This is a genomic window from Aeromonas veronii (genome assembly GCA_041319085.1).
In the GTDB taxonomy this organism is placed as follows: Bacteria; Pseudomonadota; Gammaproteobacteria; order Enterobacterales; family Aeromonadaceae; genus Aeromonas; species Aeromonas veronii_F.
The window spans coordinates 2,622,185-2,647,290 of sequence record CP101033.1 but is presented as its reverse complement, the minus strand read 5'-3'; the positions used below and the strand labels follow the sequence as shown (position 1 = coordinate 2,647,290).

21 protein-coding genes and 1 pseudogene are annotated in these 25,106 nt (G+C 60.5%); 6 read left to right on the top strand and 16 right to left on the bottom strand.

The genetic code is table 11. From position 1 onward, the window contains the following. Positions 1–180: 180 nt before the first annotated feature. Genes lpxH through NMD14_12435 form a run of 3 tightly spaced genes read right to left on the bottom strand, consistent with a single transcriptional unit; the run spans position 181 to position 2,211 of the window. Positions 181–912 carry a UDP-2,3-diacylglucosamine diphosphatase gene (gene lpxH / locus NMD14_12445; protein XEI31592.1) on the bottom strand — a complete coding sequence of 244 codons (732 nt, stop codon included), beginning with the start codon at positions 910–912 and terminating at the stop codon, positions 181–183. Further along, a complete protein-coding gene (locus tag NMD14_12440; protein XEI31591.1) occupies positions 909–1,724 on the bottom strand; it encodes a DUF4269 domain-containing protein in 816 nt (271 codons plus the stop codon). The genes lpxH and NMD14_12440 overlap by 4 nt, the downstream gene beginning before the upstream one ends. Then, complete coding sequence (locus NMD14_12435) at positions 1,714–2,211, bottom strand: peptidylprolyl isomerase (GenBank protein XEI31590.1); 498 nt, start codon at positions 2,209–2,211, stop codon at positions 1,714–1,716. The genes NMD14_12440 and NMD14_12435 overlap by 11 nt, the downstream gene beginning before the upstream one ends. Positions 2,212–2,447: 236 nt before the next feature. Here NMD14_12435 and cysS point away from each other — a divergent pair, with 236 nt between their 5' ends. Together cysS and NMD14_12425 are read left to right on the top strand one after the other, a co-directional pair. Beyond that, positions 2,448–3,824 carry a cysteine--tRNA ligase gene (cysS, locus tag NMD14_12430; protein ID XEI31589.1) on the top strand — a complete coding sequence of 459 codons (1,377 nt, stop codon included), beginning with the start codon at positions 2,448–2,450 and terminating at the stop codon, positions 3,822–3,824. A 295-nt stretch (positions 3,825–4,119) separates the two neighbouring features. Beyond that, complete coding sequence (locus tag NMD14_12425; protein ID XEI31588.1) at positions 4,120–4,464, top strand: hypothetical protein; 345 nt, start codon at positions 4,120–4,122, stop codon at positions 4,462–4,464. A gap of 189 nt (positions 4,465–4,653) precedes the next feature. On the opposite strand, the pseudogene NMD14_12420 reads toward NMD14_12425, so the two are convergent. From NMD14_12420 to NMD14_12380, 9 genes and pseudogenes are all read right to left on the bottom strand, one after another. After that, a pseudogene (locus NMD14_12420) lies at positions 4,654–4,892 on the bottom strand (IS1595 family transposase). A 173-nt stretch (positions 4,893–5,065) separates the two neighbouring features. Further along, complete coding sequence (locus tag NMD14_12415; GenBank protein ID XEI31587.1) at positions 5,066–5,737, bottom strand: NAD(P)H-dependent oxidoreductase; 672 nt, start codon at positions 5,735–5,737, stop codon at positions 5,066–5,068. 167 nt (positions 5,738–5,904) lie between these two features. Continuing rightward, positions 5,905–7,083 carry an MFS transporter gene (locus NMD14_12410; GenBank protein XEI31586.1) on the bottom strand — a complete coding sequence of 393 codons (1,179 nt, stop codon included), beginning with the start codon at positions 7,081–7,083 and terminating at the stop codon, positions 5,905–5,907. A 411-nt stretch (positions 7,084–7,494) separates the two neighbouring features. Further along, complete coding sequence (locus NMD14_12405) at positions 7,495–8,256, bottom strand: transporter substrate-binding domain-containing protein (protein XEI31585.1); 762 nt, start codon at positions 8,254–8,256, stop codon at positions 7,495–7,497. Between the two features lie 71 nt (positions 8,257–8,327). Beyond that, positions 8,328–8,846 carry a GDYXXLXY domain-containing protein gene (locus NMD14_12400; GenBank protein ID XEI31584.1) on the bottom strand — a complete coding sequence of 173 codons (519 nt, stop codon included), beginning with the start codon at positions 8,844–8,846 and terminating at the stop codon, positions 8,328–8,330. Further along, positions 8,843–9,847 carry a DUF4401 domain-containing protein gene (locus NMD14_12395; protein ID XEI31583.1) on the bottom strand — a complete coding sequence of 335 codons (1,005 nt, stop codon included), beginning with the start codon at positions 9,845–9,847 and terminating at the stop codon, positions 8,843–8,845. The genes NMD14_12400 and NMD14_12395 overlap by 4 nt, the downstream gene beginning before the upstream one ends. Further along, positions 9,840–10,778 carry a DUF2157 domain-containing protein gene (locus tag NMD14_12390; protein XEI31582.1) on the bottom strand — a complete coding sequence of 313 codons (939 nt, stop codon included), beginning with the start codon at positions 10,776–10,778 and terminating at the stop codon, positions 9,840–9,842. The genes NMD14_12395 and NMD14_12390 overlap by 8 nt, the downstream gene beginning before the upstream one ends. A 177-nt stretch (positions 10,779–10,955) precedes the next feature. Then, positions 10,956–11,513 (bottom strand): TMEM165/GDT1 family protein, encoded by a 558-nt coding sequence (locus NMD14_12385; protein ID XEI31581.1) that lies wholly within the window; start codon positions 11,511–11,513, stop codon positions 10,956–10,958. Between the two features lie 259 nt (positions 11,514–11,772). Next, positions 11,773–12,102: a stress response translation initiation inhibitor YciH gene (locus NMD14_12380; GenBank protein ID XEI31580.1), complete on the bottom strand. Its 330-nt coding sequence runs from the start codon at positions 12,100–12,102 to the stop codon at positions 11,773–11,775. A gap of 119 nt (positions 12,103–12,221) precedes the next feature. Here NMD14_12380 and NMD14_12375 point away from each other — a divergent pair, with 119 nt between their 5' ends. The 3 genes from NMD14_12375 to NMD14_12365 all read left to right on the top strand — a co-directional run bounded on the left by NMD14_12375 (position 12,222) and on the right by NMD14_12365 (position 15,085). Beyond that, the gene (locus NMD14_12375) at positions 12,222–12,449 is read left to right on the top strand and encodes a ferrous iron transport protein A (protein XEI31579.1); all 228 of its coding nucleotides are present in this window, start codon (positions 12,222–12,224) and stop codon (positions 12,447–12,449) included. A gap of 129 nt (positions 12,450–12,578) precedes the next feature. Further along, positions 12,579–14,849: a Fe(2+) transporter permease subunit FeoB gene (gene feoB / locus NMD14_12370; GenBank protein XEI31578.1), complete on the top strand. Its 2,271-nt coding sequence runs from the start codon at positions 12,579–12,581 to the stop codon at positions 14,847–14,849. Next, positions 14,846–15,085 (top strand): FeoC-like transcriptional regulator, encoded by a 240-nt coding sequence (locus tag NMD14_12365; GenBank protein XEI31577.1) that lies wholly within the window; start codon positions 14,846–14,848, stop codon positions 15,083–15,085. Before feoB ends, NMD14_12365 begins: the two co-directional genes overlap by 4 nt. A 94-nt stretch (positions 15,086–15,179) precedes the next feature. Here the strand turns inward: NMD14_12365 and NMD14_12360 are convergent, their stop codons facing one another. The 4 genes from NMD14_12360 to gltB all read right to left on the bottom strand — a co-directional run bounded on the left by NMD14_12360 (position 15,180) and on the right by gltB (position 23,452). Then, positions 15,180–15,830 (bottom strand): DUF2913 family protein, encoded by a 651-nt coding sequence (locus NMD14_12360; protein ID XEI31576.1) that lies wholly within the window; start codon positions 15,828–15,830, stop codon positions 15,180–15,182. A 98-nt stretch (positions 15,831–15,928) separates the two neighbouring features. Continuing rightward, a complete protein-coding gene (locus NMD14_12355; protein ID XEI31575.1) occupies positions 15,929–17,224 on the bottom strand; it encodes a DEAD/DEAH box helicase in 1,296 nt (431 codons plus the stop codon). 342 nt (positions 17,225–17,566) lie between these two features. Further along, positions 17,567–18,982, bottom strand: coding sequence for an FAD-dependent oxidoreductase (locus NMD14_12350; protein ID XEI31574.1), 1,416 nt, complete (start codon positions 18,980–18,982; stop codon positions 17,567–17,569). 12 nt (positions 18,983–18,994) lie between these two features. After that, positions 18,995–23,452, bottom strand: a complete 4,458-nt coding sequence (gene gltB / locus NMD14_12345; protein XEI31573.1) for a glutamate synthase large subunit — start codon at positions 23,450–23,452, stop codon at positions 18,995–18,997. A 611-nt stretch (positions 23,453–24,063) separates the two neighbouring features. Between gltB and NMD14_12340 the strand changes: the two genes are divergently transcribed. Then, a complete protein-coding gene (locus NMD14_12340) occupies positions 24,064–24,993 on the top strand; it encodes a TIGR01212 family radical SAM protein (protein XEI31572.1) in 930 nt (309 codons plus the stop codon). Positions 24,994–25,106: the final 113 nt, after the last annotated feature.

Genomic DNA, 25,106 nt, shown 5'->3' with positions numbered 1-25,106 from the left:
CAAGGTGACGGGGTTCACACAACCTTATGTCCTGATTGGCATTGGCGCATCCAGCTTGCGGTTATGTGAGCGATCACCACTTATTCGTTCGCGCCTGATGCGGAGTGAACCGGGTGTCACAAACGATGGGGGATGGTAGGGGCGCAGATCGCTTGGTGAGGCAAGCGAACGGGCGTGCTATCAAGCCTCTGCCAGCGCCCGCATTGCCAGCCGCTGTTCGCCGGGGTGGCAGATCAGCACCGAGCCTTGCTCGAACCAGTCTCCCAGCACGATGCGGCGGGCGGGGTGGCCATCGAGGATGAAGTCGTGGATGGCGGGTCTGTGGGTGTGGCCGTGGATCATCATCCGGCAGTGGTGGGCGCGCAGGGTATCGTCCACCGCCGCGGGCGTCACATCCATGATGATCTGGCTCTTGTGGGCATTCTCCATCTGGCTTTGGCCGCGCATCTTGCAGGCGATGGCCTGACGGCGGGCCAGCGGCAGCCGCAAAAAGAGCCAGCGCAGCCACTTGAGCTGGGTGATGCGGCGAAACTTCTGATAGCCCTCATCCAGGGTGCAGAGCAGATCGCCGTGGCTGAGCAGCACCCGCTCGCCATAGAGTTCGATCACGCAGGGATCCCCCAGCAGGGTCATCCCCGCCCGTTTGGCAAACTGCTGGCCCAGCAGAAAATCGCGGTTGCCGTGGATAAAGTAGATGGGCACGTTCTGCTGGCTCAGGGCCAAAAAGGCGTCGGCCATCTGTTGATGGAGCGGATTGGGGTCATCGTCGCCAATCCAGAATTCGAAGAGATCCCCCAGCACATAGAGGGCATCGGCGCCGGGGGCGTCGTGCTCGAGAAAGCGCACCAGTGCCGCGGTCATATCGGGCCGCTGGGCAGAGAGGTGAATGTCACTGATAAAGAGGGTGCTCATGATATGGGGGTCGGGCTCTCGGTCGAAACAGGGCAAACGGGGGTGGCAGAGATAGTAGGAAACAGAGGGGGCGAAGGTGGCGCTGCGGGCGCCATCGCCGCGGCGTCAGTGGATGTATGAGTACCGTCACGGGATGGGGGTTGCCATGACAGCTCGGCCAGATTGCCTCCCTCCAGCGTCAGCAGGACAGTGTAAGGATCGCCAGCCAGACCCAGTAACCGGCACATGGCCGCTTCCCCTTTGAGCCCATCCTCAAGGCGCAGACGCAACACCTCCTGATAGAAAGCATTGCCAAAGCGCTCGAGCAGGGCCGCCATGAGGGTGAGGTGGCGCCAGCCATTAAGCGTCTCGATGGGAGCGGGGGTGACATACAGCTCTACCGGCCAGCTGGCGATGTGGTTATCGCAACCGCTATCGGCGCTACTATCGACACAGTGCTGGTCGAGACAGGGAAAGGTGCGCTCCAGCAGCCAGACATTGTCGCCCTTGGTGCTCGCCTGCCAGCCTTGGTCTGCAAAAGTCGCGGCAAACGCCGCCGGATTGGGATGCTGGCAGAGAATATCGAGATCGCTACCCGGCCGATCCAGCCCGATGGCGAGCGTACTCACCAGCGCCATATCGCGGCACTGCGCTGCAAGCTCGTTCCACACACTGGCGGTGAGCAGAGCATGGGCCGAGCGCTGGCGCGGATTGCCGTGGGCCAGATAGTCGAGGCGGCGCCAGTTCGGACTGGCAGTGGGGGAGGCAGATGGAAAAACTGCGGCCGGGGCCGCAGTTTCATCCGTGCCAAGTTGGCAAAGATCAGTCAGCAAGGGTCACCTTGGTGATCACCACATCATCGGTCGGCACGTCTTGATGCATGCGGCCGTAGTTACCGGTTTTGACACCCTTGATCTTGTTGACCACGTCCATCCCGGCAGTCACTTCACCGAATACGCAGTAGCCGAAGCCCTGGGTGGTGGCGGATTTGAAGTCGAGGAAGTCGTTGTTGTTCACGTTGATGAAGAACTGGGCGCTGGCAGAGTGCGGCTCGCTGGTGCGGGCCATGGCGATGGTGCCGACTTTGTTGGACAGACCGTTGGCCGCTTCGTTCTTGATGGGCGCGCGGGTATCTTTCTCTTCAAAGCCGGGGGCATAGCCGCCGCCCTGGATCATGAAGCCGTCGATGACGCGGTGGAAAATGGTGTTGTCGTAGTGACCGTCACGGCAGTATTGCAGGAAGTTGGCCACGGTTTCCGGGGCTTTTTCAGCGTTCAGGGTGAGGGTGATGTCGCCGTGATTGGTGTGCAGAGTGACCATGATATGTCCTTTCATTTGATGCGGGCGACAGGGGGCCCGCAGGTGTATGGCATAAAGTGGTGGCAATTCTAGCCCATCAAGGGGCTGCGGCATAGTGCTGTAGAAGGTGCTGCAAAGCGTGTATCAATGGCCAGAACATAGGCGGCAGGCGGGATGGGCCCTCTTTTCTGCCTCGTTTTCTGACCCTGAACGGGGTATTATGACCAACCATTTTACTCACAGGCAGTGGTTATAAGATGCTGAAGATATACAACACACTCACTCGTCAAAAAGAACAATTCAAACCTATCCACCCGGGCAAGGTGGGCATGTATGTGTGTGGTGTCACCATCTACGATCACTGTCATATCGGCCACGGCCGCACCTTCGTCGCCTTTGATGTGGTGGCTCGCTACCTGCGTTACGCCGGTTACGATCTCACCTATGTGCGCAACGTCACCGACGTGGACGACAAAATCATCAAGCGCGCCGCCGAAACTCGCGTCACCTGTGACGAGCTGACCGAGCGCCTGATCGGCGACATGCACGCCGACTTCGACGCCCTCGGCATGGTGCGCCCGGACATCGAACCGCGCGCCACCCAGCACATCAGCGAAATCATCGAACTGGTAGAAAGCCTGCTTGCCAAGGATCACGCCTACGTGGCCGATAACGGCGATGTGATGTTTATCGTCGAATCCTACGCCGACTACGGCAAGCTCTCCGGGCAGGATCTGGAGCAGCTGCAAGCCGGTGCCCGCGTTGATGTGGTCGATGCCAAGCGCAACCCGCTCGACTTCGTGCTGTGGAAGATGTCCAAGCCCGGCGAGCCGACCTGGGAAAGCCCCTGGGGCCCGGGCCGTCCTGGCTGGCACATCGAGTGCTCCGCCATGAACTCCAAGCACCTTGGCAACCACTTCGACATCCACGGCGGCGGCTCCGATCTGCAGTTCCCGCACCACGAGAACGAGATCGCCCAATCCTGCTGCGCCCACGGTGGCGACTACGTCAACACCTGGATGCACAGCGGCATGGTGATGGTCGATAAAGAGAAGATGTCCAAATCCCTTGGCAACTTCTTCACCATCCGCGACGTCTTGGCCCACTACGACGCCGAAACCGTCCGTTACTTCCTGATGTCTGGCCACTACCGCAGCCAGCTCAACTACTCGGAAGATAACCTGAAGCAAGCCCGCGCCGCGCTGGAGCGGATGTATACCGCCCTGCGCGATCTGCCAGTAGCCGCTGCTGCCGGTGGCGACGAGCAGGTGGCTCGCTTCAAAGAAGCGATGGACGATGACTTCAACACCCCTGAAGCCTACTCCGCCCTGTTCGATCTGGTGCGCGAGATCAACCGCCAGAAAGCGGAAGATATGGCCGTTGCCGCTGGCCTCGGTGCCCGTCTGCGTGAGCTGGGCGCCGTGCTCGGCATCCTGCAGCAAGATCCCGAAGCTTTCCTCAAGGGTGATGAAGCCGACGACGAAGTGGCCGAGATCGAGCAACTGATCGCCGAGCGCAATCAGGCCCGTGCCGACAAGAACTGGGCCGCGGCGGATGCCGCCCGCAACCGTCTCACCGAGATGGGCATTGTGCTGGAAGACAGCGCCGGCAAGACCAGCTGGCGCCGTGCCTAAGGGCGGTTCTCCTGTTGCTGGCAACAGGTTGAGCCAATAAAAAACCGCAGCCATTGGGCTGCGGTTTTTGTTTGTGCCTTTTCCCTCGACACCTCTTAAGCCTCGGTGGTCTGCGTTCTGATCCCCTCTCCCGCAAGGGGAGAGGGGACTGTTGCCGCGGACGATTACGCTTCGCTAATCGACCCTACACGCTTATTGCACCCTACCGTTTTCCCGCAGGGGGAGAGGGGATCTTAACCCCGAGGGGAGGGCGATCCCTCCCGTTGCTTGGTGCGCCATCCCCCGGGATGCTAGGATGCTCAACCGTTTTCTTATCCAACCCTTACCAGTTATGGCAAACCGGCTCGTCGACAGTAAAAACAGGATCACTCGGGCAGGGCGCTGGCTCGCGACTCGCGGGGCCGCGCTCTTTGCCGAACTCTCGGAGTTTCAGCAGCGCATCTGGGTAGTCAGCATAGTGAACGACACCTACACGGATACCTTTATCGTCAATGAAGGCAGCTTCGAGGAGCCCATGCAGTGGATGCGGCGCAAGCAGTACAACGCCGATATGCTGCAGCGGGTCGATGCCATGCAGCGATCTCAGGTGATCCAGTTCGAGCTGGGTGACATCCGCCATCGCCTGATGCGGGTCAAATAACGCTGAGCATGCTCAGTGGCGACGGGTGTTGAGCCAAACGGCATCGACATCCGGCCAGCCAGTGACCTGTACCGTGGGGTGCAATGAACGCAGTGAATTGCACCGCTATTCGACGCGGGTTTGCTTGTGGCAACAGGCTTTGCGGAGGCGTTTATCGAGATGCCGAGCGAGGCAGTGCAGCACTGCCTAGCGGACGGTCAGTCCTTCGATGAGGGCTTGAGCATCATCTTCCCAGCACTGGGCTTTTCGTAATCTGGCCAGCTGATTGGCATCGGTCTGACAATGGGGCAACCGCTGCATGCAGGTAGCTGGATATTGAGTGAGGAAATGGAGTGGGGCGCAATGAGCCCCTGCCGGGCAACACGGCGCTGGCGCAGAGTTAACTGGGGAAAGAGAGACAACAGATGTTGAAAGGCTGGGGTATCCATGATGGTAGATCATCAAGGTGATGGCCTACTTCACGCTTAGCCTTTCAACACGTCATTGGGACAGCGCTAAAAAGAACCCCTCTTTGAAAAAGAAGGGGTTCTTCAGCAATTTGAGCGAGCGGCCGGGTGCCGCTCGCTGTTTTTGTATTTTGTGGAGTGGGTTGCGCCATCCGTTACTGGTAGCGGCCGACCGCGATGGGGGACTCCTGCTCAAACTGGCCAAGGCGTTCGGCCCATTGGGCGAGCCAGGCTTCCCGCTCTTCCTGCGTAACCCGTACCGGGGCATAGCAGATATGGGGGCGCAGTACATCGAAGCCGACAAATTGCAGGATCCCGCGCTGGATGGGGCGCAGTATACCGTCGATATCGCCGTTGAAGCCATCGGGCAGATAGGTCTCTGCAGGGCCGCCGGTGGTCAGGCTCAGCAGGGCCCGCTTGCCGCGAAACTTGCCGCTCTCGTAGATATGGCCCTGACCATAGACCCGCCCCATGGCAAAGACCCGATCCACCCACCCCTTGAGGATGGCGGGCAGCCCGAACCACCAGAGCGGGAACTGGAAGATCAGCAGATCGGCCGCCTCCAGCTTTTGCATCTCCTGCTCCAGCTGCGGGGCAAAGCAGCCCTGCTCGGTGGCAGCCAGTTCTTCGAGTTGCAGCTTGAGAAAGTCGGGATCGCTGGCGGCGGTGAAGTTGCGCCGATCCGAGACGGGATCAAAGCCCATGGCATAAAGATCGCTGGTCATCACGGTGTGGCCTGCCTGCTCCAGCGCCCTGATGGCTTGGCAGAAGAGGGCGCCGTTGAAGCTTTTGGGTTCGGGGTGGGCGTAGACAATAAGTACCTTCATGACAGACTCCGTGACAAATGATGCGAGGGTGACAGGCTTGGTTGCTGAAAAAGTTACTGAAACAGTTGCTGAAATAGTTGCCGGGTTGGCGCTGTGTCACAGCATAGAAGCCTGCCGCGCAGATTGCAGCAGGCGCCACGCCCTTGCGTGACGCCTGCTGGCGCAGCTTATGCCTGACAGGCGGCGAGCCGGAGGGCTTCGCGGCGCTCGCTGACATGGGTTAGCCCGTAGGCCAGCAGCACGATAAGGGCGCCGATCCAGGGGGTGTGCATCAGGCCGAGGTGCTCCACCACCAAGCCACCGACTACGGAGCCGAGCGCAATGCCGACGTTGAAGGCGGCGATATTGAGACCCGATGCCACATCCACCGCCTTGGGGGTGTGCAGTTCGGCCTGCTTCACCACCAGCACCTGCAGACCCGGCACGTTGCCGAAGGCAAAGGCGCCCCACACCAGCACGGTGAGTACTGCCAGCACTGGGTGCGGCGCGGTGAAAGTGAGGGCCAGCAGCACCAGCGCCAGACCGGCAAACAGCAGCTTCAGCGCCGGCAATGGGCCCATCTTGTCGGCCAGCTTGCCGCCCCAGATATTGCCGATGGCGACCGATACCCCGTAGACCAGCAGGATCAGGCTCACCGCACCGGCGCTAAAGCCGCTCACCTGCTGCAGGATGGGGGCGAGGAAGGTGAAAGCGGTGAAGGCGCCGCCATAACCGAGGGCGGTCTTGGCGTAGACCAGCAGCAGAGGCTTCTTGGTCAGTACCGAGAGTTGCTCGCGGATGGTCGAGGCTGCCCCCTTGGGCAGGTTGCCCGGGATCAGCAGCAGGCTGCCCACCATGGCGACGAGGCCGAGCAGGCTTACTACCAGAAAGGTTTCACGCCAGCCAAAGACCTGACCAATCCAGGTGCCGAGCGGTACGCCGGTCACCAGCGCAACAGTAAGACCGCTGAACATGATGGCGATGGCGCTGGCCGCTTTATCCTTGGCCACCAGCCCGGTGGCGATGGTGCTGCCCACCGAGAAGAAGACCCCGTGCGCCAGCCCGGTCAGGATCCGGGCAACAATCAGGCTCTCGTAACCGGGGGCCTGCCAGGCCAGCAGGTTACCGACGGTAAAGAGCGCCATCAACCCCACCAGCAGCCACTTGCGCGGCACCTTGCCGGTGAGCGCCGTCAACACGGGGGCTCCGATGGCCACGCCAAGGGCATAGAGGCTGACCAACAGGCCCGCCGAGGGGAGCGAGACATTGAGCTGCTCGGCGATGGTGGGGATAAGCCCCACGATCACGAATTCGGTGGTGCCGATCGCAAAGGCACTCAGGGTGAGGGCAAATAACGCCAGTGGCATAACAACTCCTTGGATAGGGACTCCCGACGGGAGAATGGCGCCAGTATGCCGATGGCGTTTGTTGGTGAAAATGACGATAACATCAAATTACTTTTGATAAAAATGCATCAATGACGATGGGTGGATGGGGTGTGTTACCCGCAGCGATCAACTTGCCACGATAGATATGGCCAGTAGAGCGCGTGATGCATTTGTATCGCTATCGCTTCACGGCCACGGCGGCATAGGGAGGAGGGGATGGCTGCCGTGGACGATTACGCTGCGCTAATCGACCCAACTTGACCCAATGTACAACTGCCGTTGTTGGCCATGTCCGCTACCCATATCTGGATCAAATAAACCTTGCCACCTTTATCTTCGAGGCCGTCGATGGCCGTGATGGGCAGGCACGGGTGCGATCAGCTTGGTGGATTATCTGTTGGCTGGGGAGGACGCCGGGAAGTATTTGCTGTGCAGCCGCGGGTATTCACTGCTCGCCAGCACCTGGGTCAAGCTGGTCTGGAACTCCTTGACCAGCTCATCGCTCACTGGATGGCTGAAGGCGAAGCAGAACTGCTCGGAGCTCAGCACCCACTGCTCCTTGAAGCTGGCGGGGTCGAGCTGTTGCTCGACGATCAGCTGTTCCATGGTGGTCTTGTTGGTGGAGACCAGATCGACCCGGCCGGAGGTGAGCATCTTCAGCGCCTGTACCAGCCGGTTGGCGGCCATCAGCTTGGTCTCGTCAAAGCCGTTGTTGAGCAGCAGTTGCTCCCCCACATCGGCCCGTACCGCCCCGATATTGAACGCCTTGGCATCGTCGAGCTTGGTGATGGCGATATTGCGCTCGGCCAGCCCTACCAGCACGATCTCGGCATACCCGATGGGACAGGCCCATTTGAACAGGGGATCCCGCGCCTGGGTGCGGGCGGTGGAGAAGAGTACCACGTTGGGTTTCTGGGTTAGCAAGTAATAACCTCGTGCCCAAGGCAAGATGCGTACCGGCTGGGGTGTCACGCCGCTGTGTTGCCAGATCCTCTGCAGCAGATCGACAGCAAGGCCGGTGGGCTGGCCTTGCGGATCGCTGAAGTTGTAGGGGGGATATTCTTCGGTGAGATACTCGAGCTTGCCCAGATCAGCCCGGGCCGTCGAGGCCCAGCAGAGCAGCAACAGATGACAGATCAGCCATATCCTCATTGGGTGCATCCTTTGCGATCAACCTTCTCTTGAGTGTGACCATGAACAGAGTAAATAGCTACTCACTGCCATTACCAGCGGGAGCGGGTCTGCCCGATGGGCTGGTAGGCCTCATCCCGCAGCCCCACCAGCAGGGTCTTGCCATCGGCCTGCAGCCGGAACTCGCCGTAGCGGGCCGCTTGGTACTGCTCCCCTGTGCCCTCTTCAAAGAAGTAGGCATCGGGGCCGATCTGCCACTGCCGCTCGCTCTGGTGCACCTGCAATAGCCGCTCATCGCTGGCGAGCTGCTCCGGTTTGCCAGCGGTCACCAGGCTTGCCACCTGATGGGCATCGAGGCGGATTACCAGGGTATCGCTGCCGTTGTCTTGAGTAGCACGGGCATCGCTGCTGGCCAGCTCGCGGGCAATCTCATAGTTCAGCCGCATGTAATCCCCCTGCATCAGGGAGCGGGGATCGACCGGGGCGAGTCGCAGCAGCACCACGTCGCCGCTGCTCATGGCGTGCTCGTAGCGCCAGACGGTGGCATTGATGCCCGCCACGATGGCAAGGCCGCTCAGCAACAGGGTGAGTTGTCGGGTGACGGGTTTCATGAGTCGTTCCTTGCCGCGAAGGTGTTGAGCAGCTGGCGGGCGCCGAGCAGCAGGATGCCTGAGCCCAGCAGCAGCCAGGATTTGGTCATCAGGGTGAGCCCAAGATCGTAGTAATAGAGGGCGCCATAACCCACCAGCAGCAGGGCTGAGAGGGTCATCAGGCCTAGGCTACCGGCATAGAAGCCGAGGATCAGCACCAATGCACCCGCCCCCATGCCGGGGATGATGGCGCTGATCAGTACCAGCGGCAGGCCAAACAGCAGGGGGAGCCTCAGTTTCACCATCACCGCCAGCAGCAGCGCAGCGCAGAGCAGCGGATTGAGCCAGAGCGGCAGGCGCGAAAGCCCAAGTTCGTCCAGCATGCTGCTGCCGCCATCCCACAGCGGGTGGTGCAGACGGCCCAGCACCAGCAAGGAGAGGGCCAGCCCCAGGGTGATGGAGTGGTAGAGCTGGTGGCGCTGTGGATCCCTATCTGCCCGCAGCCAGCAGAAGGTGATGGCGGTCATCACCAGCGGCAGCGCCAGCAGTTGCAGCCCGAGGCAGGCGAGACCAAGGGTGAGCAGCAGGGCCGCCGCCACGCTGTGAAACAGCTGCACCAACCAGTGATCGAACAGCACGGCGATGGCAAGCGACAGCAGGCACAGACCGAACCAGAGCAGGGCGTGATGGAGATCCAGTTGATCGAGCAGGCCATAGAGCAGCCAGGCATCGGCCGCCAGGGTGAGTGCCAGCACGAACTGATCCCAGAGATCGCCGCGCTGGCTGCGATTGAGGGTGTAGGCCCCCGCCAGCAGCACGGCCCCCAGCAGCAAGGCGCTGTTGGCATCGCGAGTCAGCTGTTCGAAGGTGAGAAACAGGAAAAAGAGCAGGAACAGGGCGGCAATCCAGCCCACCAGCCCCAGCATAAAACGGCTCGACCAGTGAGGTTGGGTGTCACGGGGCATCTCCCCTTCCACCAGATTGGTCTGTTGCAGCGCTTGCCAAAGGGTCAGATCACTCATGAGACCTCCGTTGTTGTTGCAGCCAGCGGGCGGCGGTGACAGAAAGGCCGATGGCGATAAGACTCAGCAGCAAAAAGCCGTTGATGTCGGGCTCCATCCACTTGCCCAGCGCCGCGAGGATGACGGCAATCAGGCTGAGGCACCCCATGGCGAGCCCGGCGATAAATCTGTGGTGCCACAGGGCATAGGCCGCGGCGAGCCAGCCAAGCCAGAACGGCCAAACCAGCGCAGAGGCGGCATCAAACAGCGCCAGCAGGGTGAGCAGGGTGGCCCCCAGACCGGCAGCCAGACCCGCCAGCCAGCTTGGCATCAGGCGCCAGCGGGCCGGTGCCAGCAGAAGCAGACCCCAGAGGGCGGCGTTGAGCAGGGTGAGGCACCAGCCCAGACCCTCTTCATCGAAGTTAAAGAAGATCGCGAACAAGCCGAGCCGCCAGTAGAGCACCAGCGCCAGCTGGCCGAGCAGCCAGCTCAGGGTCCAGAGCTGTGGGCTTTGGCCAAATAGCGCCAGCGGCACCAGCATCAGCGCCCAGGTGGCGAACAGCTGCCAGGGATCGGCGCCGGTCTGGTAGGTCTGGCCCACCAGCGCCAGCAGGGCGCCGATATTGAGGGCGATGGCGAGCAGCAGCACCTGACGGGGGGTATCCCCCAGTGGTTTGCGCCACAGCAGAAGCAGCATGGCGAGCAGTGGCGCCTCCAGTAGGGCGAGACGAGAGACCCGGCCCAGCTCCTGCCAGTTGAAGGCGACGAAGAAGACCAGTCCAGCCCCGATGCAGAGGGCGCCGAGCCAGAGCAGCAGCCGGTCAAACAGCCACTGCCAGCGCGCTGGATGGGGAGGAAGATCGGCGAGGGTCAAGGCGTCCGCCAGCGTCTCTGGCGCCAGTCGTCCTTGTTTGACCCATTCGAGAAGCGTCTCTCTTGATACGTTGTGCATGGGGTGACTCCACGAGGTTTGCCCCATTATGGCATGAGGCACCCGCAACTGTGCACTGCCCCTTGGCTGAACAGTAGGTGGTTGCGACAGCTGCCTGCGCAGCAAACAAAGCAGCAAATAAGGCAGCAAACAAAAAAGCCCTCCACAGGGGAGGGCTTGGTCACCGGGAACGGGCGATCAGGCGAAGATCAGGGTGCTCACGCCGAGGCCGACGAAGAGGATGGCGCAGGCGATGCGGATCCCCTTGAGCGGCAGCTTGTCCGCTCCCAGCTTGCCGATCAGCACCACCGGCACGTTGGCCAGCATCATGCCGAGGGTGGTACCGCTAATGACCTGCACCAGTGAGTCATACTTGGCGGCCAGCAGCACGGTGGCGATCTGGGTCTTGTCCCCGATCTCGGCGATGAAGAAGAGCACGAAGGTGGCCATAAAGGGGCCGTATTTATCCAGCGAGCTCTCCTCGTCATCCATCTTGTCCGGCACCAAAATCCAGATAGCCATGGCGATAAAGGCGATGGCGACCAGATAGGTCATTATCTTGGGATCGAGCCAGCGGCTGATGAACTCGCCAATCCAGGCGGCGCCCGCATGGTTGAGCAGGGTAGCCGCCAGCATGCCGGCGATGATGGGCCAGGGCTTGCGAAAACGGCAGATGAGCAGCAACGCCAACAGCTGGGTTTTATCGCCGATTTCGGCAATGGCGACGCTGAGGGTTGAGGTTAACAAGGCTTCCATAAATATGACCGGGGGACGGAATTGTTATAAACCAAAGACAAGCCTGCGCCATCCGTCCCCGGTATTGGCACTGGCCCGTCAAAGGTCTTGTCAAATCCATGACTGGCATGGATCACCCTGACCATGGTGAGTTGGCACCAAGTATGTTGATCAGGGTCGCAGACCGGTATTCATGCAATGAATGGAACCGGCGTGCGAGACTACTCCCCCTCGATGGGAGCGGGCATTCTAGGGAAAAACCGCATGGGTGACAAGGGGATCAGCCACCGACCAGCTTGACGCTGAAACCGGCTTTCTCCAGCTCGGTTTTGATCAGGTCCCGTTTATCCCCCTGGATCTCGATCACCCCCTCTTTGATACCGCCACCGGTGCCGCACTTTCTCTTGAGCAGGGTCGCCAGGGATTTCTGCTGATCGGCGGGTACGCCATGAATGGTGATCACCCCGGCGCCCTTGCGCCCCTTGGTCTCGCGGCGAATGCGCACGGTGCCGTCGGTGGGAAAGGGAGAGGCAGATTGGGGAGCGTTCTGCTCCTTGATCATGCCGCCATCTGTGCTGTAAACGAGGCGGCTGTTGTTGTCGTGACTCATGGCAATACTTTATGGGTTAGCTAAGCGGAGTTTGATTTTACTCAAATAAAAGTTGAAGACACAGCTTATAATGCCCCAAGTAAAAGCGAATTATTATTGTTTAACTTCAGGAGTCAGTCATGGTACTCACGCAGTTGTCACCGGGACAGAGTGCTCGCATCAAGAATATGAATCAGCTGGCCCGGCCGCTGCGCCGCAAACTGATGGTGCTGGGCCTGTTGCCCCAGACTGAAGTCATCTATCTGCGCTCTGCCCCCTTGGGGGACCCGCTCCAGATCCAGTGCCAGGGGATCTGTCTCTCCATGCAAAAGAGTCTGGCCCAGCAAATCGAGGTCGAACCGGTATAACCCCCTGTTCGGCTACCGCTCCGGTCAAGAAACGTCACCGGGAGCGGTTCAGAGAAAAGAAGTCGAACCTGCAAAGCGTCTTGTCACACGCACGCGGCGGGTTCAGAAGAAAATAGAGGTAGAGCTGGTATGAATTATTCCCTGGTAACGGTCGGTAACCCCAATAGCGGCAAGACCTCCCTGTTCAACGCCCTGACCGGCGCCCGCCAGCAGGTAGGCAACTGGAGTGGCGTCACCGTCGACAAGAAGATGGGTGAGTTCAGCGCGGGTGAGCATCACTTCAAGCTGATGGATCTGCCCGGCATCTATAGCCTGGCCGGTCAGGATGGCAGTCTGGACGAGCAGATCGCCAGCCGCTTTGCCCAGGGCCAACAACCCGACCTGCTGCTCAACGTCATCGACGCCGCCAATCTGGAGCGCTCCCTCTACCTCACGCTGCAACTGCGCGAACTGGGCCTGCCCATGGTGGTGGTGCTCAACAAGCTGGATATCCTGCAAAAGCGCCGCATCGTCATCGACGAGAGCAAGCTCGGCAAATCCCTCGGTTGCCCGGTGGTGGCGCTCTCTGCCCACAACAGCAAGCAGGTTGCCGCCTTCAAGCAGCAGATCCGGCAGTTTATCGGTCAGCCGCAAGCGGCCTTGCAGCTCGATTACGGTCACTCTCTTGAAAACGATCTGGTGGAGCTGGAGACCCTGCTCGCCCCGCATCACCTCACTACCCGTGGCCGCGCCCTGCGCCTGCTGGAAGAGGATGTGGTGATGCAGGAGACCCTGCAGCCCGGTCAGCAGGCCGCCGCCCACAATGTGGTCGCCCGCGCCCATCAGGGTCAGGATATCGATCTGCAACTGGCGGATATCCGTTACGGCCATATCCACCAGTGGGTACAACAGGCGCGCCAGCAGAAGGGCAAGCTTACCGAGGCCCAGAGCGAGTGGCTGGATCGGGTGTTGCTCAATCGCTGGATTGGCATCCCCTTCTTCCTGTTTGTCATGTACCTGATGTTCCTGTTTGCCATCAACGTCGGCAGCGCCTTTATCGACTTCTTCGACATCATGGGCGGTGCCCTGTTTGTCGATGGGGTGCACCACCTGCTGGGGCTGGTCAATGCCCCCGAGTGGCTCGGTGCCATTCTGGCTGATGGTTTTGGGGTCGGTTTGCAGACCGTGGCCACCTTTATTCCGGTGATTGGCTGCCTCTATCTGTTCCTCGCGGTGTTGGAAAGCTCCGGCTATCTGGCCCGTGCCGCCTTCGTGGTGGATGCCCTGATGCGCCGTCTCGGCCTGCCGGGCAAGGCGTTCGTGCCGATGCTGATGGGCTTTGGTTGTACCGTCCCCTCGGTGATGGCGACCCGTACCCTCAACTCCGAGCGGGAGCGGCTGATGACCTCCGCCATGGCCCCCTTCATGTCGTGCGGTGCCCGTCTGCCGGTCTACGCCCTGTTTGCGGTGGCTTTCTTCCCCGAGTCAGGTCAGAACCTGGTGTTCGGTCTCTACCTCATCGGCATTCTGGTGGCGGTACTCACCGGCCTGCTGCTGCGCAACACCCTGCTACCGGGCAAGAGCGACTCCATGCTGATGGAGATGCCGGATTACGAGTGGCCGCGTCCGGTCAACGTTGCCATCAAAACCTGGCAGAAGCTCAAATCTTTCGTCTTTGGCGCCGGTAAAACCATCGTGTTGGTGGTCGCCGTGCTGAGCGTGCTCAATTCGCTGGGTACCGATGGCAGCTTCGGCCATCAGCAGCAGGAGAGCTCGGTATTGAGCAAGTTAAGCCAGGCGGTAACGCCGGTACTGCACCCCATCGGCGTACGCGATGACAACTGGCAGGCCACGGTCGGTATCGTCACCGGTATCTTCGCCAAAGAGGCGGTGGTCGGAACTCTCAACAGCCTCTACGCCGGTGGTGCCAGCGCCGAGGAGGAGAGCGAGTTCTCGCTGGTGGCCAGTTTCCACGAAGCGATTGATGCCGTGGCGGCCAATCTGGCGGAGATCAACCCGAGCGACCCCATGGGGCTTGATGTTGGCAATCTCGACGACCAGAAAGCGGCGGCCGAGGCGCAGGAGGTCGATGTCTCCACCTACGGCAACATGCAGACCCACTTCGACGGGGCTGCCGGTGCCTTTGCCTACCTGTTGTTCGTGCTGCTCTACATGCCTTGCGCCGCCGCCATGGGCGCGCTGGTGCGGGAAACCGGTCGCCAGTGGGCGCTCTTTACTGCCGCCTGGTGCAACTATATGGCCTTTATGTGCGCCACCGTCTTCTATCAGCTGGCCACCTTTGCCGCTCACCCGGAGCAGAGCCTGTTCTGGATCGTCAGCTACGGCCTCTCTCTGGTACTGCTCTGGTGGGCCGGTCGCCGTCATGGTGACATCGTGGCCCGCAAGGTGGTGACCTTATGATCCTGCGCGAGCTGGGGGATTACCTCGCCGCGCAGCAGAAGGTGAGCCGGCGCGATCTGGCTCGCCACTTCCACACCTCGGAAGATGCGGTGGAGGCCATGCTCGGCGTCTGGATGCGCAAGGGGCGGGTCATCAAGCGCGAGAGTCGGGTCTGTGGCGGTAGCTGCTGCGGCAAGAGCGAGGAGGTGATGTTCGAGTGGTGTGACGCGGGTCAGATTGGGTTCAAGATCCGCTAAACGACTACCCAACCTCATCACCAAACATCGAACAATAAAAAACGGCAGAACCTGTACAAGGGTCTGCCGTTTTTATTGCTGAAAACAGGCGGGATCAGGTGCTCTGGCGAGCCTCGCTCAGCAGTGCCAGCGCCGGTTGGGCGTTGTCCGGCATCAGCCGGTAGGCCTTGTGGTGTTTGACCAGAGTGGTTTTCTTGTTGCCCTGGCTCAGCAGCAGACCATGCTTGAAGGCCGCTTCAGCCAATACCTTCTCGTCACCGCGTACATAGAGGGTGAGGGGGTTGACAAGCTCACCGCCTTTAATATTCCCTTCATATTCGCTATGGCTGATCACCAGACTCGCCTGACCGCCCGATTGCAGGCGCAGCTTGGCGTTCACCTCGCTCTCGGTCAGCACCAGCCAGCCTGCCGCTGAGAGCTCCTCCAGCAGGGCCGCCAGCTTGGCCCCCAGTTGCTGCGGATTGGTCATGGCGCACTGGTATTGGAAGGCGATGCGCTCCAGCAATCCCTTGAGATCGGCGCCCGCACCCAGGGTGCGGCCAAGCTGCACCCAAGCTTTCAAATCTTCCATCACCAGACGGGAGAAGCGCTTCTCCTTGAGGGAGTCAGCCATCCAGGTGCAGAGAAAGTGGCTCTCTTGCGCCGGAGTGCGCTTGCCCGCCTTTTGCTCGGCGGTGCGGGCCAGTTCGGCCAGGCTTTGAGTGGCCATCTCGAGCAGGGCCTGATTGTAGGTCGGAGAGGTCATAAGCAATCCTTGAGTTGACCACCAGGGGTCAACACCGATGACAGAGATGGCAAAGGCGCCAGTGGCGCCTTTGCGGTTCAATAGAGCAACTGCCCGCCTTATTTCGGCTGACGGGGCTTCTTGGCGGCGGCCAGACGCTTGAGGCGCTGACCCTGCAGCTTGGCTTCGGCCATCACCTGGGCTACGGCGTTATCTTCACGCTGCGGGCGCTTACCGAAGCGGCGACGCTCCTGCAACTGCTTGATCAGCTCGTCACGGCTGCTCACTTCGTAGCCCGGCACCATGATGCGGCGGATCTTCTGGCCGATCAGGGCCTCGATCTCCAGCAGGGTGCGCTCCTCTTCACGGCTGACGAAGGAGATGGCCATGCCGCGCTTGCCGGCACGACCGGTACGGCCGATGCGGTGGACGTAATCTTCCGCCAGGAACGGCAGATCATAGTTGACCACATACTCCAGATCCGGGATGTCCAGACCACGGGCGGCCACTTCGGTGGCGACCAGTACCCGTACCTTGCCTTCCATGAATTCGCGCAGGGCGCGGCGACGGTTGCCCTGAGCCTTCTCGCCATGGACCACGGCGGACTTGATGCCGTCGAGGTTCAGCTCTTCTACCAGCACATCACAGCTCTCGCGGGTACTGGCAAACACCAGCACCTGCTGCCAGTTCTGCTTGCCAATCAGCTCGGAGAGTAGCTCGCGCTTGCGCTTCTGCTCGACCGGATAGACGGTGTGGCTGACGGTGTCGGCGGTGGAGTTCTGCTTGTTGACGCTGACGATCTGCGGTCTGTCCAGCATCAGGTTGGCCAGCTTCTTCACCGCGTCGGAGAAGGTGGCGGAGAAGAGCAGGTTCTGACGGGTCTTGTTGACCGCTTGCAGGATCTTCTGCACATCGGCACTGAAGCCCATGTCGAGGATGCGATCCGCTTCATCCAGCACCAGACACTCGACGCCGGAGAGGCTGAGGTTGCAGGCGGTGAGGTGCTCCAGCAGACGGCCCGGGGTGGCCACAATGATGTGAGCGCCCGCTTTCAGCTTTCTGGCCTGCACGTCCTGCTTGCCACCGCCGACGATGGTGATGGTGGTGATATCGAGATACTTGGCGAAGTCATTGATGTTGCTCGCCACCTGAGCCGCCAGCTCGCGGGTCGGGGTCAGGATCAGCACCCGGGCGTTGGAAGGCTGGGCCGGAGCCGGATTGTCTACCAGACGCTGCACAATGGGCAGGGCGAAGGCGGCGGTCTTGCCGGTACCGGTCTGGGCGCTGGCCAGCACATCGCGGCCACGGCGAATGGCCGGGATCGCCTGTTGCTGCACAGGGGTCATCTCCTGATAACCGCAATCTGAGACAGCACGCAAAATCTCGGGGGCAAAATCGAACGATTCAAATCTCATAATGGGTTCCTGTGTTCCAGCTGGGCTGTGTTTGGCTTGGTTAGCTCGGCATGAGCGAGACGGAGGTTGTAACCACCGACGGCTGCGCCTGACATCAAGTCAGAGAGTGAGCCGGAAAATGGCGGGCGCGAAGTGTAACAGATAGACGTCACAAATTCTGCCTCAAATGGTTGGAGTTTATCGCGTGGCAGTTGCCCAGTGTCACAGCTATCGTAAGGCACTGCATGCGGCTCTCTTCACCATTGTCGGGAGCGTATAGGTGGCTGGTGAGCGCGCATAGAAAATCAGCCCCGCATTGGCGAGGCTGATTGTGAAAGCGCATCAGGGTCTTGGTCGGTCGGATCAGACAGCCAGATAGTCCATGATCCCTTCGGCCGCTTTGCGCCCTTCGTAGATGGCGGTCACCACCAGATCGGACCCACGCACCGCGTCGCCACCGGCGAACACCTTGGGATTGCTGGTCTGGAAGGCGTATTCGGCCTGCTCGCGGGCCTTGATGCGATCCCGGTTGTCGAGCTCGATGCCGAACTCCGCCATCCAGGGTTGGGGGTTGGGCTGGAAGCCAAACGCCATCACTACCGCATCGGCAGCCAGCACTTGCTCTGAGCCCTCGATGACCACCGGATTGCGGCGACCATTGGCATCGGGTTCACCCAGCTCGGTGCTCACTACTTTGATGCCGACGGTGCGACCGTTGGCATCCAGTTCGACTGCCACCGGTTGCAGGTTGAACATAAACTCAACCCCCTCCTCGCGGGCATTTTTTACCTCCCGCTTGGAGCCCGGCATATTCTCCTCGTCGCGGCGATAGGCGCAGATCACCTTGTCAGCCCCCTGACGGATGGCGGTACGTACACAGTCCATGGCGGTATCGCCACCGCCCAGCACCACCACCTGCTTGCCAGCGAAGTCGATATAGTCGGCTTGCGCCTTCTCAAAGCCCAGCAACCGGTTGGCGTTGGCGATGAGGTAGGGCAGGGCGTCATAGACGCCCGGCGCCTCTTCGTTGGCAAAGCCGCCCTTCATGTACTTGTAGGTGCCGACCCCGAGGAAGACCGCATCGAACTCGCCGAGCAGGTCGGCGAAGGTGATGTCCTTGCCCACTTCGGTCTCGAGACGAAACTCCACACCCATCCCCTGGAAGATCTCGCGGCGACGCTGCATCACCTCTTTTTCCAGCTTGAAGGAGGGGATACCGAAAGTGAGCAGGCCACCGATCTCCGGGTACTTGTCAAACACCACCGGGGTGACGCCGTTGCGTGCCAGCACGTCGGCACAGGCGAGGCCTGCAGGGCCGGCACCGATGACGGCGACCCGCTTGCCGGTCTTGACCACGTTCGAGAGATCGGGCTTCCAGCCCATCTCGAACGCCTTGTCGGTGATGTACTTTTCGATGTTGCCGATGGTCACCGCGCCGAAGCGATCGTTGAGGGTGCAGGAGCCCTCGCAGAGGCGATCCTGCGGGCAGACCCGACCGCATACTTCCGGCAGGCTGTTGGTCTGGTGGGAGAGCTCCACCGCCTCCAGAATGCGCCCCTCTTTGGCCAGTTTCAGCCAGTTGGGGATGTAGTTGTGGACCGGACACTTCCACTCGCAGTAGGGGTTGCCGCACTCGAGGCAGCGATCCGCCTGCATCTGTACCTGCGGCTGATTGAAGGACTCGTAGATCTCCACAAACTGGATTTTGCGGATCTTGAGCGGCTTCTTGGGCGGGTCAACCCGCTGGACATCGATAAACTGAAATACGTTCTGGCTCATAGGGTTCCCTCCTTATTGCGCCTGGATTCTGAGTTCTGCACTGGAACGGCTGGTGTGACCCAGCAGCGATTTCACGTCGCTGGACTTGGGTTTGATCAGCCTGAACTTGGGCACATAGGAGTCGAAGTTGGCCAGGATCTCCTCGGCGCGCGAGCTGCCGGTCTCATTGAGGTGCGCCGTGATGATGCCGCGCAGGTGCTCCTGATGGATGGCGAGATCCGCCACGTCCAGCAGTTCCACCAGCTCGGGGTTGGTGCGCTTGGCGAAGTTGCCGCACTCGTCGAGCACGTAGGCAAAGCCGCCGGTCATGCCCGCCGCAAAGTTGACACCGGTCTGACCGAGCACGGTGACGATGCCGCCGGTCATGTATTCACAGCCGTTGTCGCCAATCCCCTCGACTACCGCCAGGGCGCCGGAGTTGCGAACCGCGAAACGCTCGCCAGCAGTACCTGCGGCGTAAAGTTTGCCGCCAGTGGCGCCGTAGAGGCAGGTGTTGCCGATGATGGCCGCTTCGTGGGATTTGAACGCCACGCCGACATGGGGCTTGATCACCAGCTTGCCGCCGGTCATCCCCTTGCCCACATAGTCGTTGGCATCGCCAGTGAGGATCATCTCGAGGCCCCCTGCGTTCCAGACGCCGAAGCTCTGGCCTGCGGTGCCGTTGAAGTGCACCTTGACCGGATCCGCCGCCATCCCCTGATTGCCGTGACGTTTGACGATTTCGCCGGAGAGGCGCGCACCTACCGAGCGGTCGGTGTTGCGGATGTCGTAGCGGAACTCGCCACCGCTTGAGGTTTCTACCGCTTCCAGCAGATCCGCGACCATTTGCAGGTTGAGCGGCCCCTTGTCGAAGGTGGGGTTGTGCTGCTGGCTGAACAGGCTGGAGCCTGCCGGAGCGACCGGACGAGCCAGAATGCCAGAGAGATCCAGCTTGGCCTGACGGGCGGTGAGGCCGGGCAGGGCCTGAAGCAAATCGGTGCGGCCAATCAGGTCGGTCAGTTGAGTGACGCCCAGCTGGGCCATCAGCTCGCGGGTCTCTTCGGCGATGAACTTGAAGTAGTTCATCACCATCTCCGGCAAGCCGGTGAAGTGCTCGCGACGCAGCTTCTCATCCTGAGTGGCAACGCCGGTGGCGCAGTTGTTCAGGTGGCAGATACGCAGGTATTTGCAGCCAAGCGCCACCATGGGGCCGGTGCCAAAACCGAAGCTCTCGGCGCCGAGGATGGCCGCCTTGATGATGTCCAGACCTGTCTTGAGACCGCCATCCACCTGCAGCCGCACCTTGTGGCGCAGGCCGTTGGCGACCAGCGCCTGTTGGGTTTCAGCCAGACCCAGCTCCCACGGGGAACCGGCGTATTTGACCGAGGTGAGGGGGCTTGCACCGGTGCCGCCGTCATAACCGGAGATGGTGATGAAGTCGGCATAGGCCTTGGCCACGCCGCAGGCGATGGTGCCCACGCCGGGTTCGGAGACAAGCTTCACCGACACCAGACAGCTCGGGTTGATCTGCTTGATGTCGAAGATGAGCTGGGCCAGATCCTCGATGGAGTAGATGTCGTGGTGCGGCGGCGGGGAAATCAGGGTAACGCCGGGCACGGAATAACGCAGCTTGGCGATCTGGGCGGTGACCTTGTCACCGGGCAGCTGGCCACCCTCACCGGGCTTGGCACCCTGCGCCACCTTGATCTGCACCACATCGGCGTTCATCAGGTAGTGGGGGGTGACGCCAAAGCGACCGGAAGCCACCTGCTTGATGCGGGAGTTCTTCTCGGTACCGAAACGCTTGGGATCTTCGCCGCCTTCGCCGGAGTTGCTCTGACCGCCGAGGCGGTTCATCGCCACAGCCAGTGCCTCATGGGCCTCAGGGCCGAGGGCGCCGATGGACATGGCGGCGGAGTCGAAGCGGGGGAACAGCTTGTCGGCCGGCTCAACCTGATCCAGCGCGACCGGATTGTCGACCTTCTTCAGGGCCAGCAGATCGCGCAGAGTGGCAACCGGGCGCTCGTTCACCAGACGCGCGTACTCCTTGTAATCGGCATAGTTGCCGGAGCGCACCGCGGTTTGCAGGGTCTGCACCACATCCGGGTTGTAGGTGTGGTACTCACCGCCGTGGACGAACTTGAGCAGGCCGCCGTGGGCGAGGGGCTTGCGCACCAGCCAGGCCTGACGGGCCAGATTGTGCTGATCCTGCTGGATGTCGGCAAAATCGGCGCCCTGAATACGGCTCGATACGCCGCGGAAACAGGTATCGACCACCGATTTGGCCAAGCCCACCGCTTCGAACAGCTGGGAGCAGCGATAGCTGGCGACCGTGCTGATGCCCATCTTGGACATCACCTTGTAGAGCCCCTTGTTGATGCCGTTGCGGTAGTTGACCATGGCCTGGCGCAGGGACATGGTGAGCACGCCCTCTTCAACCTGTTTGGCCAGGGTTTCATAGGCCAGATAGGGGTAGATGGCGGTCGCGCCAAAGCCCAGCAGCACCGAGAAGTGGTGCGGATCGCGGCAGCTTGCGGTCTCCACCAGAATGTTGGCGTCGCAGCGCAGGTTGTTGTCCACCAGAGTGCGCTGCACCGCGCCCACCGCCATGGCGGCCGGGATCGGCAGGGTATCGGCGCTGATATCGCGATCCGACAGCACCAGCAGCACGGTACCGCTCTTGGCGGCGGTTTTGGCCTCGTCGCAGATGCGCACGATGGCCGCTTCCAGCCCCTCTTCGGGCTTGAAGTTGAGGCTGATCACCTGATGACGGTAGTACTCCCCTTCCAGTGCCAGCAGCTGGTGGAAGTCGGAGTAGAGCAGGATCGGCGACTGGAACAGCACCCGGTGGGCGTGGCCGAAGGTCTCGTTGAAGACGTTCTGTTCGCGACCGATACAGGTCGCCAGCGACATCACGTGGTTCTCCCGCAGCGGGTCGATGGGCGGGTTGGTCACCTGGGCAAACATCTGGCGGAAGTAGTCATAGAGGGTGCGCGGGCCGGAGGAGAGCACCGCCATCGGGGTATCATCCCCCATGGAGCCCACCGCCTCCTGACCGTTCTCACCCAGTACCCGGATGATCTGATCCAGCTCCTCGAAGGAGTAGCCAAACAGCTTCTGATAGGTCTTCAGCTGGTCGTCAGCAAATTCGCGGCGGCCGGTCTGGCTGTCGTCCATCTGCTCGAACGGCACCAGTCGGGTGCAGTGCTTGTCCATCCACTGCTTGTAGGTGTGGCGGTTCTTGAGGTCGTCATCGATCTCGAAGCTGGTCCACACCTTGCCGTTGCTGGTATCGACCACGAACAGCTCGCCCGGGCCGACCCGGCCCTTCTCCAGCACTTCGTCCGGGGTGTAGTCCCAGGTGCCGACCTCAGACGCGAGCGTGATGAATTTGTCCTTGGTGATGACGTAGCGGGCCGGACGCAGGCCGTTTCTGTCAAGCGCGCAGGTGGCGTAGCGGCCGTCGGTCATGACGATACCGGCGGGGCCATCCCACGGCTCCATGTGCATGGAGTTGAAGTCGTAGAAGGCGCGCAGGTCGTCATCCATGTTCGGGTGTTTTTGCCATGCAGGCGGGATCAGCAGACGCATGGCGCGGAACAGGTCCATACCACCGGCGAGGAAGAGATCCAGCATGTTGTCGAGGCTGGAGGAGTCGGAGCCGGTGGTGTTGACGAAGGGGGCCGCTTCCTGCAGATCGGGAATGAGCGGCGTCGCAAACTTGTAGCTGCGCGCCTTGGCCCACTGCCGGTTGCCGGCGATGGTGTTGATCTCGCCGTTGTGGGCCAGATAGCGGAACGGTTGCGCCAGTGGCCAGCGTGGGCTGGTGTTGGTGGAGAAACGCTGGTGGAACACGCAGATGGCTGCCTGCATGCGAATGTCGGCGAGATCCAGATAGAAGCGCGGCAAGTCCACCGGCATGCACAGCCCTTTATAGACGGTGACCAGGTTGGAGAGGCTGACGATATAGAAGTAGTCGTCGTTGATGCGCTTCTCGATGCGGCGGCGCACGATATAGAGGCGACGCTCGAGATCCTGTTCAACCCAACCGGGAGGCGCGTTGACAAAGACCTGTTCAATACTGGGCAGGGAGGCTTTGGCGATGGGACCGAGCACTTTGGTATCGACGGGCACCTTGCGCCAGCCGACCAGACTCAGGGTCTCTTTTTCCAGCTCCTCATCGATGATGTCGCGAGTGGCTTGCGCCAATACGGGGTCGGGGTTGAGAAACAGCATGCCGACCGCGTACTTGCGGCCAAGGTGCCATCCCTTCTCTTCGGCGACCGCGCGATAGAAGCTGTCGGGTTTTTGCAGCAGCAGACCGCAGCCATCGCCGGTCTTGCCATCGGCGGAGATCCCGCCGCGGTGCTGCATGCGAGCCAATGCTGACATCGCGAGACGAACAAGCTTGTGGCTGGCTTCCCCTTCCATGTGGGCCAACAGGCCGAAGCCACAGTTATCCCTCTCCAGCTTTGGATCATATAGTGACATTGCATTTCTCCCTTGCTCGGCCTTGCATCGCACAGTCATCACCTGACTGCATAAATTGCGATTGGCTCTTGTGGTTCCGTCTGCCTGACGTGGCGAATCTCCAAACTAATGGGATTTTCTGGCAAGGTCAATCGCAGGTCAGGTTTGTCTTCACAGTTACATTCGCATAACAAAATGTTGAGTTGACGGGATTAATCGGCTGTGATGATGTGATTGTTCTGTGTGAGTCGATGGAAATAGTTAAATATGTTGATATTGGCAGGTTCAATGGTGAGCTTGGCGACCGGTGGTGAATGTAGTAATTTTACCAACCCGACGCTGCCGACAGCGGAAGGGATCACATTTTCAATATCCCATGCTTGCAATTTTGTGCTGTAGGGTCTCTTTGAATTTTTCATTGTTCAACAGTGAGTTATCGGGTCTCATTTTCATATGGATGTTTACTGTTGCAATGTTCAACGAACTGCCAGAATCTTTTTTTTGCGCTTTATCTCTATATTTATTCAAAACTGACTGGATGTTTATATGTTTTGCCCCCTCCGCTAGCTTGATCCAGCTCAGCCCCTGTGTTGCGCAAGCTCGTACAATGGCGCTCCTTTAGCGGAGGTGTCATGCAGTTACACGAACTCGTCAATACATTCGGTCAGGATCTCAAACAGCGTCACGGTCAGAAGATCCACAAACTCTCCATCCACGGTGCCTTCACCTGCCCGAACCGGGATGGCACCCTGGGCCGTGGTGGCTGTACCTTCTGCAATGTCTCCTCTTTTGCCGACGAGTCGGCCCAGCAACTCTCAGTGGTGCAACAACTGCTGGCTCGTCGGGATGAAGTCACCCGTGCCAAGCGCTATCTTGCCTACTTTCAGGCCTATACCAGCACCTATGCCGAGGTCGAGTATCTGCAGCGGATGTATGAAGAGGCGCTGTCGGTGAGCGATATGGTGGGGCTCTGCGTGGGCACTCGCCCCGATTGCGTGCCGGATGCGGTGCTGGATCTGCTGGCGGGCTATCAGGCTCGGGGTTACGAGGTATGGCTGGAGCTCGGGCTGCAAAGTGCCAATGACAAGACCCTGCAACGGATCAACCGCGGCCACGGCTATGCCGCCTATGAGGATGCAGTAAGACGTGCCCATCAGCGTGGCATCAAGGTATGTGCTCATCTGATCGTCGGCCTGCCGGGCGAGATGCCGATGGACAGCCTCGATACCCTGCATCGCATCGTTGAGACCGGTGTTGAGGGGATCAAGCTGCATCCGCTTCATGTGGTAGAGGGCAGTACTCTTGGCAAAGCGTGGCAGGCGGGACGGCTTGAGGTATTGACGTTGGCGCAGTATGTAGAAGCGGCCGTCGCCATGATCCAGCACACGCCGCCCGAGGTGGTGTATCACCGGATTTCGGCATCGGCGCGTCGGCCAACCCTGCTGGCGCCGGTCTGGTGTGAAAATCGCTGGACAGCCATGGCAGACATTGCCAACGCCCTCTCATTGAGCGGCCCGCAAGGCCACGCGTTGGGCAGACCCTTCATACTTCCTGACCTATAATTGAGTGTGAAGTTATTATTTTCACATAAAACATAGGGTTATATAAAAAGTTCATGCCGTAGACTATAGTTTTGGTACGTGCCGGTTGATATAGTGGTGCGCCATAATAAATG

What these genes read in the sequence shown, in the direction of transcription:
- lpxH (XEI31592.1), bottom strand. Translation starts at nt 912, where the DNA reads ATGAGCACCCTCTTTATCAGTGACATTCACCTCTCTGCCCAGCGGCCC.
- NMD14_12435 (XEI31590.1), bottom strand. Translation starts at nt 2,211, where the DNA reads ATGGTCACTCTGCACACCAATCACGGCGACATCACCCTCACCCTGAAC.
- cysS (XEI31589.1), top strand. Translation starts at nt 2,448, where the DNA reads ATGCTGAAGATATACAACACACTCACTCGTCAAAAAGAACAATTCAAA.
- NMD14_12425 (XEI31588.1), top strand. Translation starts at nt 4,120, where the DNA reads ATGCTCAACCGTTTTCTTATCCAACCCTTACCAGTTATGGCAAACCGG.
- NMD14_12415 (XEI31587.1), bottom strand. Translation starts at nt 5,737, where the DNA reads ATGAAGGTACTTATTGTCTACGCCCACCCCGAACCCAAAAGCTTCAAC.
- NMD14_12410 (XEI31586.1), bottom strand. Translation starts at nt 7,083, where the DNA reads ATGCCACTGGCGTTATTTGCCCTCACCCTGAGTGCCTTTGCGATCGGC.
- NMD14_12405 (XEI31585.1), bottom strand. Translation starts at nt 8,256, where the DNA reads ATGAGGATATGGCTGATCTGTCATCTGTTGCTGCTCTGCTGGGCCTCG.
- NMD14_12400 (XEI31584.1), bottom strand. Translation starts at nt 8,846, where the DNA reads ATGAAACCCGTCACCCGACAACTCACCCTGTTGCTGAGCGGCCTTGCC.
- NMD14_12395 (XEI31583.1), bottom strand. Translation starts at nt 9,847, where the DNA reads ATGAGTGATCTGACCCTTTGGCAAGCGCTGCAACAGACCAATCTGGTG.
- NMD14_12390 (XEI31582.1), bottom strand. Translation starts at nt 10,778, where the DNA reads ATGCACAACGTATCAAGAGAGACGCTTCTCGAATGGGTCAAACAAGGA.
- NMD14_12385 (XEI31581.1), bottom strand. Translation starts at nt 11,513, where the DNA reads ATGGAAGCCTTGTTAACCTCAACCCTCAGCGTCGCCATTGCCGAAATC.
- NMD14_12380 (XEI31580.1), bottom strand. Translation starts at nt 12,102, where the DNA reads ATGAGTCACGACAACAACAGCCGCCTCGTTTACAGCACAGATGGCGGC.
- NMD14_12375 (XEI31579.1), top strand. Translation starts at nt 12,222, where the DNA reads ATGGTACTCACGCAGTTGTCACCGGGACAGAGTGCTCGCATCAAGAAT.
- feoB (XEI31578.1), top strand. Translation starts at nt 12,579, where the DNA reads ATGAATTATTCCCTGGTAACGGTCGGTAACCCCAATAGCGGCAAGACC.
- NMD14_12365 (XEI31577.1), top strand. Translation starts at nt 14,846, where the DNA reads ATGATCCTGCGCGAGCTGGGGGATTACCTCGCCGCGCAGCAGAAGGTG.
- NMD14_12360 (XEI31576.1), bottom strand. Translation starts at nt 15,830, where the DNA reads ATGACCTCTCCGACCTACAATCAGGCCCTGCTCGAGATGGCCACTCAA.
- NMD14_12355 (XEI31575.1), bottom strand. Translation starts at nt 17,224, where the DNA reads ATGAGATTTGAATCGTTCGATTTTGCCCCCGAGATTTTGCGTGCTGTC.
- NMD14_12350 (XEI31574.1), bottom strand. Translation starts at nt 18,982, where the DNA reads ATGAGCCAGAACGTATTTCAGTTTATCGATGTCCAGCGGGTTGACCCG.
- gltB (XEI31573.1), bottom strand. Translation starts at nt 23,452, where the DNA reads ATGTCACTATATGATCCAAAGCTGGAGAGGGATAACTGTGGCTTCGGC.
- NMD14_12340 (XEI31572.1), top strand. Translation starts at nt 24,064, where the DNA reads ATGCAGTTACACGAACTCGTCAATACATTCGGTCAGGATCTCAAACAG.